Here is a 12,120-nt window from a genome sequence, read left to right as displayed (position 1 = left end):
CGGCGTCGTCGAGCTTGCCACTCTGGGCCCCGGCCTTGGCCGGGGAACAGTTGGTCCTTGGTACGCCACTTGCGCTTGGCCCCCGCCCCGCTAGCATCCCGTTGAAACGGCGGGAGAGCGGGATTGCGGCACGTGGCGGTGATCGGGTCCGGGCCGGCGGGGTTCTACACCGCCGAAGCCGCCTTGAAGGCGTTTGGCGACCAGGTGTGCGTCGATCTGATCGACCGGCTGCCGGTGCCCTACGGCCTCATCCGCTTCGGCGTCGCGCCCGATCACCAGTCGATCAAGGCGGTGTCGCGCCGATACGAGCAGGTGGCACTGTCGCCGAACGTCCGGTTCGTCGGCAATGTCTGCGTCGGCCGCGACGTGTCGATCCCCGAGCTTCAGTCGCTCTACGATGCAGTGGTGCTGGCGACCGGCGCGCCCGTTGACCGGCCGCTGGAGCTGCCCGGCAGCGACTTGCCCGGCGTGGTCGGATCGGCGGCGTTCGTCGGCTGGTATAACGGTCATCCCGAGTTCACCGATCTGAACCCGACGCTGGACGGGCCGGGCGCGGTCGTGATCGGCAATGGCAATGTCGCGCTAGACGTCGCCCGCATCCTGTCGAAGACGCGGCGCGAGTTCGAGGGCGCAGACATCACCACCCATGCGCTGGAAGCGCTGGACCGGTCCGGGATCGTGCGGGTGACGTTGCTTGGCCGGCGTGGCCCGCACCAGATCGCGATGACGCCGAAGGAACTGGGCGAACTCGGCCATCTCGAGCGCGCCCAGCCGCTGGTCGATCCCGCCGACCTGCCCGATGCCGGCGCCGACGCGCTGCTGGAGCCTGGCATGCGCAAGTCGGTCGGGCATTTGCGCGACTTCGCCGCGACGCCGCCAGCGGGCAAGCCGGTCACCATCGAGTTCGATTTCTTCGCCATGCCGGTGGCGATCGAAGGCGATGGCAAGGCAGAGCGCGTGGTGGTCGAACGGACGCGGCTCGATTCCGAGATGCGCTCCATCCCTACGGGTGAGACCTATGTCGTGCCGGCGTCGCTGGTGGTCAGCTGCATCGGCTACAAGACGCCGCCGATTGAAGGCGTGCCCTACGAACATGGCCGCGGCCGTTTTGCCAACAGCGACGGCCGCATCCTGCCCGGCCTTTACTGCGTCGGATGGGCGCGGAGGGGTCCGACCGGGACAATCGGGACCAACCGGCCGGACGGTTATGCGGTCGTCGACCTGATCGCGGCCGATATCGGCGAGGGCGCGGGGCGGGGCGGACCGGAAGGGCTCGACCGGCTGCTTGGGCAGCGCAACGCCGATGTCGTGACCTTCACCGACTGGCAGCGGATCGATGCTGCCGAAGCCGCTCGTGCCCGCTCCGGCGCGCCACGCGAGAAGTTCGTGTCCATCGCCGACATGATCGCCGCGGTACGCAACTGACGCTTGCTGCCGCGATGTAATAATGTATCCTTCTTGCGAAGGAGTTGATTATGCGCGCACTTTTCTTGCTGCCCTTGCTGGTTCTGGCGCCCGCCTGCCAGGAGCGTCGCCCGGATCCGCGCGGGGTCGATCGCGATGAGACCCTGCTGACAGTCGCCGCCACGGGGCGCGCCGATGCGCGGCCGGACGAAGCGCGGCTGCAGCTGGGCGTCAACTCGCTCGGGCCTAGCGCCGCGGAGGCGAGCCGCGCCAATCGCGAGAAGATGGAGCGGGTGGCGGCAGTGCTGTCGCGGCTGGGCGTCAAGCCCGACCAGATGCAGACCCGCAACATGAGCCTGCAGCGGATCGACTATGGCGCCGATCGCGGCCGCTTCCGTGCCGAAAACCTGATCGAGGTACGCATGCGGGCGATGGACCGAGTTGGCGAGGCGATCGCCGCGGTGACCGACGCTGGCGCCAATGTCGTGTCCGGACCCGAGCTGCGGGTGTCGGATCGGGAGGGATCGAGCAAATCGGCCTATGCCGCCGCCTATCGCGCCGCCCGCTCGCGCGCGGAGGCCTATGCCGGCGCGGCCGGGCTGAAGGTGCAGCGGGTGCTCGCCATCTATGACGGCGGCGAAGGCTATGCGCCGCCGCCGATGATGCGCGGCATGGCGGTGGATGCCGTCGCGCAAACCGCCGCACCGCCGCCGGTCGCCGCCGTTCCGTTCAGTCCAGGGGTGAACACCACCGAAGTGCGGGTCCGTGTGGATTTCGCGCTGGGGGAGTAGGCTAAGCCGCCTTCGCCTGGTTGGCGGCTTCGATCTCCGCGGCCTTGGCTTCGACCAGACGGACGATGTGGTCGATCATCGCTTCGTCGCTGACATGATGGTCGGTGACGCCGGACAGATAGACCATGTGCTTGCCGGCGCCGCCGCCGGTCAGGCCGATATCGGTCTCGCGCGCCTCGCCAGGGCCGTTGACGACACAGCCGAGCACAGACAGCGACATCGGCGTGCGGATATGCTGCAGCCGTTCCTCGAGCTTCTCGACGGTGCGGATCACGTCGAAGCCCTGGCGCGCGCAGCTGGGGCAGGAGACGATGCGGACGCCGCGATTGCGGATGCCGAGCGCCTTCAGGATCTCGAAGCCGACGCGCACTTCCTCTTCGGGCTCGGCGGACAGGCTGACGCGGATCGTGTCGCCGATGCCGAACCAGAGCAGAGAGCCGATGCCGATCGAGGATTTGACGGTGCCGCCGATTAGCCCGCCGGCCTCGGTGATGCCGAGGTGGAGCGGGCAGTCCACGGCTTCGGCGAGCTGCTGATAGGCGGCGACGGCGAGGAACACGTCCGATGCCTTCACCGCGACCTTGTAGTCGTGGAAATCATGGTCCTGGAGCAATTTGATGTGATCGAGCGCGGACTCGACCAGCGCCTCCGGGCAGGGCTCGCCATATTTTTCGAGCAGGTCCTTTTCGAGGCTTCCGGCATTGACGCCGATCCGGATCGCGCAGCCATTGGCCTTGGCGGCGCGCACCACTTCGGCGACTCGCTCGGACGAGCCGATATTGCCCGGGTTGATACGCAGACAGGCGGCGCCGGCATCGGCAGCCTCGAGCGCGCGCTTATAGTGGAAGTGGATGTCGGCGACGAGCGGCACGCGGGCGGCGCGGGCGATCTGGCGAAAGGCGGCGGTGCTTTCGACGTCCGGGCAGGAGACGCGGATGATGTCGGCGCCCGCTTCCTCGCAGCGCCGGATCTGGTCGATCGTCGCGCGCGCGTCGGAAGTCGGCGTATTGGTCATGGTCTGCACCGTCACCGGCGCATCGCCGCCCACGGGCACGTTGCCGACCATGATCTGGCGCGAAGGGCGGCGCACGATATCGCGCCAGGGACGAACAGACATGGGGTTTCCTTGGGCTCAAGCTTGTGCGCCATATAGCGATGGCCGGGCCAATTCGGAACTGCTAGCCTCCGCTTCACTCAGGAAAGAGGAGCGATGCGCATGTTCCGTAACCTGGTTCTGGGATTGGCGCTGCTGCCGGCGGCAGCCTTCGCCCATCATGGCTGGAGCAGCTATGATGCGGCCCAGACGATCACTCATACCGCGACCTTGAAGGCGGTCAGCTGGGGCAATCCGCACGGATCGGCGACGGTGCGCTACAAGGGCAAGGACTGGGATGTTGTGCTGGCGCCCGTGTCGCGGATGGAAGCGCGGGGCCTTACCCGTGAGATGCTGGGGCCGAAGCAGAAAGTGACTTTGGTCGGCTATCCGCGGTCGGACGGCACGGCCGAGATGCGGATCGAACGCGTGATCGCAGGCGGCAAGACGGTCGAACTGCGCTGACAGCGCTTTCGGAGTTCGCGGCCGCGGTCGAGGCCTCGGCGGTGGGCGTCTGGATGCGCGAATCGGCCAATGCCTATCCGGCGGCGAACCTGATTCACTTGCTCGGGCTGGTGATGCTGCTCGGCGCGATCGGGATCGTGGACCTGCGCATTGCCGGCGCGCTGCGGAGCCTGCCGCTGCGGGCGACCGTCACGGCGCTGACGCCGATCGGCCTGGCGGGGCTGGTGCTGCTCGCGCTGTCGGGGCCTTTGCTGTTCGCCGCCGATGCAAAAGCATTGGTTGGCTCCGACGTGTTCGCGCGCAAGCTGGTGCTGATCGGCTTTGCGCTGTTCAACGCCCTGCTATTCCGCTGGCAGTGGCGGCGCGCGGGCGACGAACCGACCGGATGGATGCGCGCCGGAGCGGTCGCTTCGCTGTTGCTCTGGATCATGGTCGCGGCGCTTGGACGGCTGATCGCCTACCGCTAAGGCGCGGGCATGAACCAGGATTGGACGCTGGTGGTGCATGGCGGGGCCGGCATCATCGAACAAGGCAATCTCTCGCCCGAGGAGGAGCGGAGCATTCGCGCCGCCCTCTCGGCCGCACTGGAGGCGGGCGCCGCGATCCTGCGCGAAGCCGGCACCGCGCTTGACGCGGCCGAAGCGGCGGTGCGGGTGCTGGAAGACGATCCGCATTTCAACGCCGGCCGCGGCTCCGTCTTCACCTTTGATGGCGACATCGAGATGGACGCAGCGGTGATGGACGGCCGCACGCGCGATGCCGGAGCGGTGACCGGCGTCGGCCGCACCCGCAATCCGGTAAGCCTCGCCCGACGCGTGATGGAAGACAGCCCGCACGTGCTGCTCAGCCGCGAAGGCGCTGACGCTTTTTCGCTGCAGCAGGGGCTGGAGCAGGCTGGGCCGGAGTGGTTCGAGACAGCCGAAAGGCGCCGCAATCTTGAGGAGCTGAAGTCCGCCGGCAACGACGCGTTCGATGTCGACATGAAATACGGCACGGTCGGCGCCGTGGCGCGCGACAAGGCCGGGCATGTCGCCGCAGCGACCTCGACAGGTGGCGTCACCGGCAAGCGCTGGGGCCGGATCGGGGATTCGCCGCTGATCGGCGCTGGCACTTATGCGGACGACCGGGCCGGGGCGGTCTCCTGCACGGGGTCGGGTGAGTTCTTCATCCGCGCCGTCGTCGCCCATGAGATTTGCGCGCGCACCCGGCTGGCTGGCGAGCCGATCCTGGGCGCGGCGCGGGCGGTCATCAAGGACGTGGGCGCGCTCGGCGGCACCGGCGGCGTGATCGTCGTCGGGCCGGACGGCACCGGAGGGTGGGCGTTCAACTCATCGGGCATGTATCGCGGCCGGATCAGCAGCGAGTCCGAGCCGGTGGTCGCCATCTACGGCGACGAGTGATGCGTTTCCTCCTCGCCATGCTGCTCACGCTTATGCCGGCGGGCGCTCAGGCCTGGTGGGACTATGGACACAAGACCATCGCGGCCATCGCCTGGGACGAAGTGAAGCCGACGACACGGGCGAAGCTGAAGATACTCCTCGCACGGTCGACGACGCTGGAGACGCCGAAATGCCCGGCTCGGACGCTCGAAGAGGCGAGCGTCTGGGCGGACTGCATCAAGTCAGGCGAGCGGTTCAGCTACGTCTTTCCCTGGCACTTCCAGAATGTGGACGTCTGCAAGCCGTCCGACGTGAAGGCGGCGTGCCCGTTCGGCAACTGTGTGTCGGCGCAGGTGACCCGCAACGCCAGGCTGCTGGCGGACAAGAGCCTGCCGATGCGTGAGCGGGTGCAGGCGCTTGCATTGCTGGTCCATTTGGTCGGCGATCTGCACCAGCCGGTTCATGCCGCCGACCGCGCCGACCAAGGGGGCAACCGCACAACTGCCAGCTATGGCGAAGCCGCCGGTCGCAAGTCGCTGCACCTGGTCTGGGACGGATACCTGGCCGAACGCGCCATCTCCTCTCCGCGCGGCGAGGCGGCCGGGCTGTTGAGCGAAGCCGCAGCTGACGAGCGCCGGGCGCTTACCAGGGGCTCCGTCGAGGACTGGTCGCACGAAACTTGGGACGTCGCCCGCCGCGTCACCTATGGCGCGCATGCCCAGGATCCGTGCGCGACGCCCATCGAGCATGCCGTGCTCGACAATGCCAAGATCGAAGCCGCCATTCCGGTGGTGCGGGGGCAGGTCCTCCGGGCCGGACTGCGGCTCGCGCGCATGCTCGACGAAGCGCTCAGGTAGCGCGTTTGCGCATCAAGCCTTCCTGCGCGACGCTAGCGACCAGGCGGCCGTCGCGGGTGAAGATCATCCCTCGGTTGTAGCCGCGGCCGCCGCCGCTCCAGGGCGCGTCCATCGCATAGAGCAGCCACTCGTCGACGCGCACCTCGTCATGGAACCAGATCGCGTGGTCGAGGCTGGCGGTCTGGACGCCGGGTTGCGTCCAGCTCAGTCCATGCGGGCGCATGGTGGTGCCGAGCAGATACATGTCGCTGGCCCAGGCAAGCATCGCTCGGTGCATCTCCGGCCCGCCCGCGACCGGCGCAACGGCCCGGAACCAGACATTCTGCACCGGCTCCTGCGGCCTGTCCTCGAGCGGAGACCAGGGCGAGGCATGGCGGGTCTCGAACGGGCGGGGGCGAACGAAGAATTCGCGCAGCCGTTCGGGAATGCGGTCGGCGACCTTCAACCGCTCTTCCGCTTCGGAGGGCAGGTCCTCGGGCGGAGCGACCTCAGGCATGTCGAACTGATGCGCGAGCCCCTGTTCCGCACGCTGGAAGGATGCGGCCAGGTTGAGGATCGGCTCGCCCTTCTGGAAAGCGACCACACGCCGTGTCGAGAAGCTGCCGCCATCATAGTCACGGTTGACGCGGTAGATGATGGGAACCTGCTCGTCGCCCGGGCGCATGAAATAGGCGTGGAGCGAGTGGGGCACGCGTTCGGCGTCGGTCGAGCGCACCGCCGCCATCAGTGCCTGAGCGATGACCTGACCGCCGAACACGCGGCCACGGCCCTCGGGCTGGCGTGCGCCGCGGAACAGGTCGCGGTCCAGCTCCTCGACGGTCAGCAGCCGCTCGAGTTGAGCGATCATGCCGGCGGGATCGGTTGCGCGGGGTTCGTCCATCAACACTTACATCCTTTGCGATCGTCATTGCGAGGAGCGCAGCGACGAAGCAATCCAGCTGCGCCGAAGCCTGGCTGGATTGCTTCGCTTCGCTCGCAATGACGAAATCAGTATCCCGACATTCTAGCGAGCTGGTCCGCCGCCCAATTGGTGTCGCCGAACATTTCGGCGAGGACGCGGCCGCGCTTCATGTAGAAGCCGATGTCATATTCGTCGGTCATGCCGATGCCGCCATGCATCTGCACGCCTTCCTGCACTGCAAGCGTGGTGGCGAGGCCGGTCATTGCCTTGGCGACCAAAGCGGCGCGCTCGGCATTCGGGTCGCCGGCATCGAGCGCCTGCTGTGCCTTGAGCACGGCGGCGCGGGCGACTTCCATCTCTGAATAAAGATGCGCGGCGCGGTGTTGCAACGCCTGGAAGCTGCCGATCGCCACGCCGAACTGCTTGCGCTCGCGTAAATAGCCGAGCGTCATGTCCATCGCGCCGCCGCCAACCCCGAGCATCTCGGCCGAGGCCGCAACGCGAGTGCCGGAGAGGATGCGCGAAAGGCCGGTCCAGCCCTCATCGACTTCGCCGATCACCGCATCGGCATCGACTTCGACGCCCTCGAAGGTCAGCCGGGATGCGATGCTGGCGTCGGCGAGCCGTTCGGGGCTGGCGGAGAGATTGGCCACGCCCTTCTCGACTGCGAACAGGGTGATACCCTTGTCCTCACCCGCGCTGCCCGCAGTGCGAGCCGCGACGACGATCAGGTCGGCGACATGGCCGTGCGCGACGAAGCTCTTGGTTCCGGTCAGCTTGAAGCCGTTGCCGGAGCGTTCGGCCTGAAGCGCGACCTGCGACGGCCGGTGCTTGGCGCCTTCGTCGATCGCGAGCGCGATGACGGCGTCGCCGGAGGCGATGCGCGGGAACCAGGCCTGGCGCAGCGCCTCGCCGCCGGTGGAGAGCGCCGACACGCCGCCGACCGAGGTGGAGAGGAACGGCGACGGCGTCAGGTTGCGGCCAATCTCTTCCAGCACCACTCCCGCCTCGACATGGCCGAGGCCCAGGCCGCCTTCGGCTTCCGGGATCAGAATGGAGGTGAAGCCCATCTCAGCGAACTGCTTCCACAGGTCGCGGGAGAAGCCGGTGGCGTCGTTGGCGTCGCGCAGGCCGCGCATGTGGGAGACGGGCGCGGTTTCGGACACGAACTGCCGGGCGCTGTCGCGGAGCATCGATTGTTCGTCGGTGAGGAAGAGAGGCATGTGCTTGTCTTTCGTTTCCCGGCGGAGGCCGGGATCCAGAGTGGCAGGTTTAGGTGCTTGGGGATTCCTGGGCCCCGGCCTTCGCCGGGGAGCATGCGGTCAGGCGCCGGGCAGCTCCAAAATCCGCTTGGCGATGATGTTGAGCTGGATCTCGCTGGTGCCGCCCTCGATCGAATTGGCCTTGGTGCGGAGCCAGGCGCGGGCTTTCGTGCCGCCGCCGGACTCGGCGCTCTCCCATTCGAGCGCGTCGGAGCCGCCGGCCGCCATTACCAGTTCATAGCGCGCCTTGTTCAGCTCGGTGCCGTAATATTTCATCATTGACGGCTGGGCGGGGTGCGCCTTGCCCGCCTTCAGTTCGTCCATGAACTTCTCGGACATGGCCCGGAACGCCCGCTCGCGCACTTCGAACAGCGCGATCTGGGCGCGGAGCAGCGGGTCGGCAAGGCGGCCTTCCGCATCGGTGCCGACGGCGCGCTTCGCGTCCTCGGCCAGTGCCGCCGGGCCGCCCGAGCCGAGCCCGCCGCCGCCCAGGCCCATGCCGGAGATCATCTCGCGCTCATGGCCCAGCAGATATTTGGCGACGTCCCAACCCCGGTTGAGCTCGCCGACGAGCTGGTCCTTCGGCACCTTCACATTGTCGAAAAAGGTCTCGCAGAAGGGCGAATAGCCAGAGATCAGCAGGATCGGCTTGGTCGAGACGCCTTCGCTCTCCATATCGAACAGCAAGAAGCTGATGCCGTTGTGCTTCGACTCCTTGGAGGTGCGGACCAGGCAGAAAATCCAGTCGGCCTTGTCGGCATAGGAGGTCCAGACTTTCTGGCCGTTGACGAGGAAGTGGTCCCCCTTGTCCTCGGCGGAGGTTTGCAGGCCGGCGAGGTCGGACCCTGCATTGGGCTCCGAATAGCCCTGGCACCAGCGGATCTCGCCGCGCGCGATCGGTGGAAGGAAACGCTTCTTTTGCTCCTCCGTGCCGTATTTGAGCATGGCCGGCCCGAGCATCGAGATGCCGAAGCTGTTCAAGGGATTGCGGCAGCCGAGGCGGGCCATTTCCTGTTTGAGTATCTTGGTTTCCTCGGGGCTGAGGCCGCCGCCGCCATAGGCTTGCGGCCAGTCGGGCACCGTCCAGCCGCGCGACGCCATGGCGTCGAGCCAGGCGCGCTGGTCGGGCGACAGCTGCGCCTTGCGGCCGCCCCAGACGATGTCCTGCTCGCCGCGCACCGGCTGACGCATGGAGGGCGGGCAGTTCGCCTCCAGCCATTCGCGGACATCTGCCCGGAAACTGGCCGTCATCTCTTCAACTCCTCATCAGTTCATGCGCCAGGCGCGCAATCGCGATCGCCTGGTGGTCGCGATACAGGTCGCAGATCACCTGCAGGCCGATCGGCAGGCCGTCAGCGCCGGTCGCAAGCGGTACGCTGGTCGCCGGCAGGTTCGGGAAGGTCGCGAGGCCGGCATAGGCGAATTGCGGGGCGAATGCCGTCTCGGCGCCGTCGACGATCAGCTTGCGGGTGTTGGTCGGCTCGTCATCGTGCGGGAAAGCGGTGGTGCCGAACACCGGCGCAATGACTGCGTCGTAATCGCGGAACACCCGCTGCCAGGCGCGGATGCAGCGCGCCTGCTCGTCCTGCATGTCGAACCAGGCCGACAGCGTCGTCGCCTGACCGCCCGGAGCGGGCGCGCCGCGCGACAACACGGTCAGCAGCATCTTCATGTAGTTGCGATGCTGCGCCGCCAGATCGGGAAGCATGTCCGGCGCCCGCTCCACTTCCGCTCCGGCCCGCTCGAAGGCCTGGCCGACTGCCTCGACCGCGCGCTTCATCTCGGCGGAGGCAGGGGCGAGCGGATGTTCGTGCAGCAGCAGGATGCTGAGATCGCCGGCGTCGAAAGCTTCGGCGCGCGGCAGCGGGAAGTCGGCGAGCACATCCAGCACGGCGGCGAGATCGTCCGGGTCACGCGCCATCGGGCCCATCACGCCCAGCGCCACGCGGGCGCTGTCCGTGCCCGGGAAGCTATGGCCTTCGGGCGAGATGACGCCGTAAGTCGTCTTGTGGCCCGAGACGCCGCAGAACGCCGCCGGCGTGCGGATCGAGCCACCGATGTCGGAGCCGATCTCCGCCGCCACGAATCCGGCTGCCAACGCCGCCGCGGCGCCGCCCGACGAGCCGCCGCAGACGCGGTCGGGGTTCAGCGGATTGCGGGTGCGGCCATAGACGGGATTGTTGCTCTGCAGGTCGGCAAGCGCAACGGGCACGTTGGTCTTGCCGAGGATCACGGCGCCGGCGGCCTTCAGCCGCTGCACAGCGACGGCATCGGCATGGGCGATGTGGTCGGCATGCTCGGCAAAGCCCCAGGTCGTGGGCAGGCCGGCCACGTCATAACTTTCCTTGACCGTCATTGGCAGGCCGAGCAGCGGCGCGGGATCGCCGTCCGCCAGCCGCTGATCGGCGGCGCGCGCCTGCTCGCGGGCCCGCTCGAAGTCGCGGACAACGACGGCGTTGATCGCGGCGTCCCCGGCCTCGATGCGGGCGATCGCGGCTTCGGTCTCAGCGAGCGCGGTGGTGGTGCCGGCACGGATCGCGGCGACGGTTTGGAGGGCAGTCAGCATATCGTTCCCCGGCGCAGGCCGGGGTCCATGGCGCGCTGGGCCCCGGCCTTCGCCGGGGAACAGGAAGGGCGTAGAACTCACGCGCGGCTCTTCGTGATTGACGAATAGATCATCGTCTTGAGCTCGCGCCGGACCGGGTAAGTATTGGATGGGCTGAGCTGGGTCATGAAGATGAAGATCAGCCGCTCGACCGGGTCGATGTGGAAGGCGGTCGAGAACATGCCGCCCCAATAATATTCGCCGACCGAGCCGTGGACGAGCGTGGGCGCGAGGTTGATCGTGACGGCAAAGCCGAGGCCGAAGCCGACGCCGGCATTGGTCGCTTCGCTGAACAGCGAGCGCGACATGCTGGCGAGGTCGCGGCCGCCGGGCAGGTGGTTGACCGTCATCAGCTCGATCGTCTTCGGGCTGAGAATGCGCGCGCCATCGAGCGTGCCGCCGTTCAGCAACATGGCGCAAAAGCGGTGATAGTCGGCCGCGGTCGAGACAAGGCCTCCCCCGCCTGAGAACTGCGTCGGCTTGCGGGACCAGGCGCTTTTAGCGCCTTCGTCGTACATCACAGCGCCCTTTTGCGGGTGCATGGTGTAACAGTCGGCGAGGCGGTGGACCTTGTCGGCAGGCACCTGGAAGAAGGTGTCGTCCATGCCCAGCGGGCCGAAGATCCGTTCCTGGAAGACCTGATCGAGCGGCTTGCCCTCAACCCGCTGGATGATCAGGCCGAGAATGTCGGTCGCGACCGAGTAATTCCACGCTTCGCCCGGCGAAAACTCAAGCGGGATGCCGGCGAGCGTGCGGATGACGCTGTCGGGATCATGCTCGCCATGCCAATTCTCGATCTTGGTATCGCGATAGGCGGCGTCGATATTGCCGCGATTCTGGAAGCTGTAGGTGAGGCCGGCGGTGTGGCGGAGCAGGTCGACCATGCGCATCGGCGCGGATGTCGGTTTGGTCACGAACGGGGCCGAGCCGCCGCCGCCATCATAGACGCCCAAGCCCTTCCATTCCGGGATGACCCGGTGGACCGGGTCGTCGAGCGCGACCCTGCCTTCCTCGACCAGCATCATAAAGGCGACGCTGGTCACCGGCTTGGTCATGGAGGCGATGCGGAACAGCGTGTCGGGACCGACCGGCTGGCCGTCGCGCATCGTGCCCGCGCTGGAGAAATGCACCGGCTGGCCGTCGCGACTGACCAGCAGCTGCGTGCCCTTGAAGCGCCCGGTCTGCAGATAACGTTCGTCGAGAAAGCGATCGATCGCCGACAGCCGTCCGGCGTCCATGCCGAGAGTGGCGGGATCGGCGGTTTGCATGGGGCTCGCTCTCCTGATTTCGCGGGGCGGCTTATCGCCTTGAGTGCGGCCGCAATCAACAATATCCCGCGGAAAAGCGCGGTTTTTCAAGACCG

Annotated in this window: 12 protein-coding genes; 6 read left to right on the top strand and 6 right to left on the bottom strand. The window is 67.4% G+C overall.

Annotation, left to right across the window (positions count from 1 at the left end):
* Positions 1-123: 123 nt before the first annotated feature.
* Entirely contained in the window at positions 124-1,425 is a 1,302-nt protein-coding gene (locus tag VGT77_RS00900; RefSeq protein WP_327458642.1) for an FAD-dependent oxidoreductase, read from the top strand.
* 50 nt (positions 1,426-1,475) lie between these two features.
* Positions 1,476-2,195 carry an SIMPL domain-containing protein gene (locus tag VGT77_RS00895; RefSeq protein WP_327458640.1) on the top strand — a complete coding sequence of 240 codons (720 nt, stop codon included), beginning with the start codon at positions 1,476-1,478 and terminating at the stop codon, positions 2,193-2,195.
* 1 nt (position 2,196) lies between these two features.
* On the opposite strand, the gene ispG is transcribed toward VGT77_RS00895, so the two are convergent.
* Positions 2,197-3,312 carry a flavodoxin-dependent (E)-4-hydroxy-3-methylbut-2-enyl-diphosphate synthase gene (gene ispG / locus VGT77_RS00890; protein ID WP_327458639.1) on the bottom strand — a complete coding sequence of 372 codons (1,116 nt, stop codon included), beginning with the start codon at positions 3,310-3,312 and terminating at the stop codon, positions 2,197-2,199.
* Positions 3,313-3,411: 99 nt separating this feature from the next.
* On the opposite strand from ispG, the gene VGT77_RS00885 reads away from it, so the two are divergent.
* The 4 genes from VGT77_RS00885 to VGT77_RS00870 are packed head-to-tail and all read left to right on the top strand — an operon-like array spanning position 3,412 to position 5,989.
* A complete protein-coding gene (locus VGT77_RS00885) occupies positions 3,412-3,753 on the top strand; it encodes a DUF6152 family protein (RefSeq protein ID WP_327458638.1) in 342 nt (113 codons plus the stop codon).
* A gap of 53 nt (positions 3,754-3,806) precedes the next feature.
* Positions 3,807-4,220, top strand: coding sequence for a hypothetical protein (locus VGT77_RS00880; protein ID WP_327458636.1), 414 nt, complete (start codon positions 3,807-3,809; stop codon positions 4,218-4,220).
* A 9-nt stretch (positions 4,221-4,229) separates the two neighbouring features.
* On the top strand, positions 4,230-5,153 hold the full coding sequence (locus VGT77_RS00875) for an isoaspartyl peptidase/L-asparaginase (protein ID WP_327458634.1): 924 nt from the start codon (positions 4,230-4,232) through the stop codon (positions 5,151-5,153).
* Entirely contained in the window at positions 5,153-5,989 is an 837-nt protein-coding gene (locus tag VGT77_RS00870) for a S1/P1 nuclease (protein WP_327458632.1), read from the top strand. The genes VGT77_RS00875 and VGT77_RS00870 overlap by 1 nt, the downstream gene beginning before the upstream one ends.
* Here VGT77_RS00870 and VGT77_RS00865 read toward each other — a convergent pair.
* From VGT77_RS00865 to VGT77_RS00845, 5 genes are all read right to left on the bottom strand, one after another.
* Complete coding sequence (locus VGT77_RS00865) at positions 5,982-6,869, bottom strand: acyl-CoA thioesterase II (RefSeq protein ID WP_327458630.1); 888 nt, start codon at positions 6,867-6,869, stop codon at positions 5,982-5,984. The genes VGT77_RS00870 and VGT77_RS00865 overlap by 8 nt on opposite strands.
* Positions 6,870-6,976: 107 nt before the next feature.
* Positions 6,977-8,113 (bottom strand): acyl-CoA dehydrogenase family protein, encoded by a 1,137-nt coding sequence (locus VGT77_RS00860; RefSeq protein ID WP_327458629.1) that lies wholly within the window; start codon positions 8,111-8,113, stop codon positions 6,977-6,979.
* A 99-nt stretch (positions 8,114-8,212) separates the two neighbouring features.
* Entirely contained in the window at positions 8,213-9,403 is a 1,191-nt protein-coding gene (locus tag VGT77_RS00855; RefSeq protein ID WP_327458627.1) for an acyl-CoA dehydrogenase family protein, read from the bottom strand.
* Between the two features lie 4 nt (positions 9,404-9,407).
* A complete protein-coding gene (locus tag VGT77_RS00850; RefSeq protein WP_327458625.1) occupies positions 9,408-10,718 on the bottom strand; it encodes an amidase family protein in 1,311 nt (436 codons plus the stop codon).
* Between the two features lie 77 nt (positions 10,719-10,795).
* Positions 10,796-12,025 carry a serine hydrolase domain-containing protein gene (locus tag VGT77_RS00845; protein WP_327458623.1) on the bottom strand — a complete coding sequence of 410 codons (1,230 nt, stop codon included), beginning with the start codon at positions 12,023-12,025 and terminating at the stop codon, positions 10,796-10,798.
* Between the last annotated feature and the right edge of the window lie 95 nt (positions 12,026-12,120).

The organism is Sphingomonas sp. (genome assembly GCF_035944535.1).
Lineage (GTDB): Bacteria > Pseudomonadota > Alphaproteobacteria > Sphingomonadales > Sphingomonadaceae > Sphingomonas_B.
Note: the sequence above shows the minus strand (reverse complement) of the source record. Positions and strands in the feature narration are given on the sequence as shown.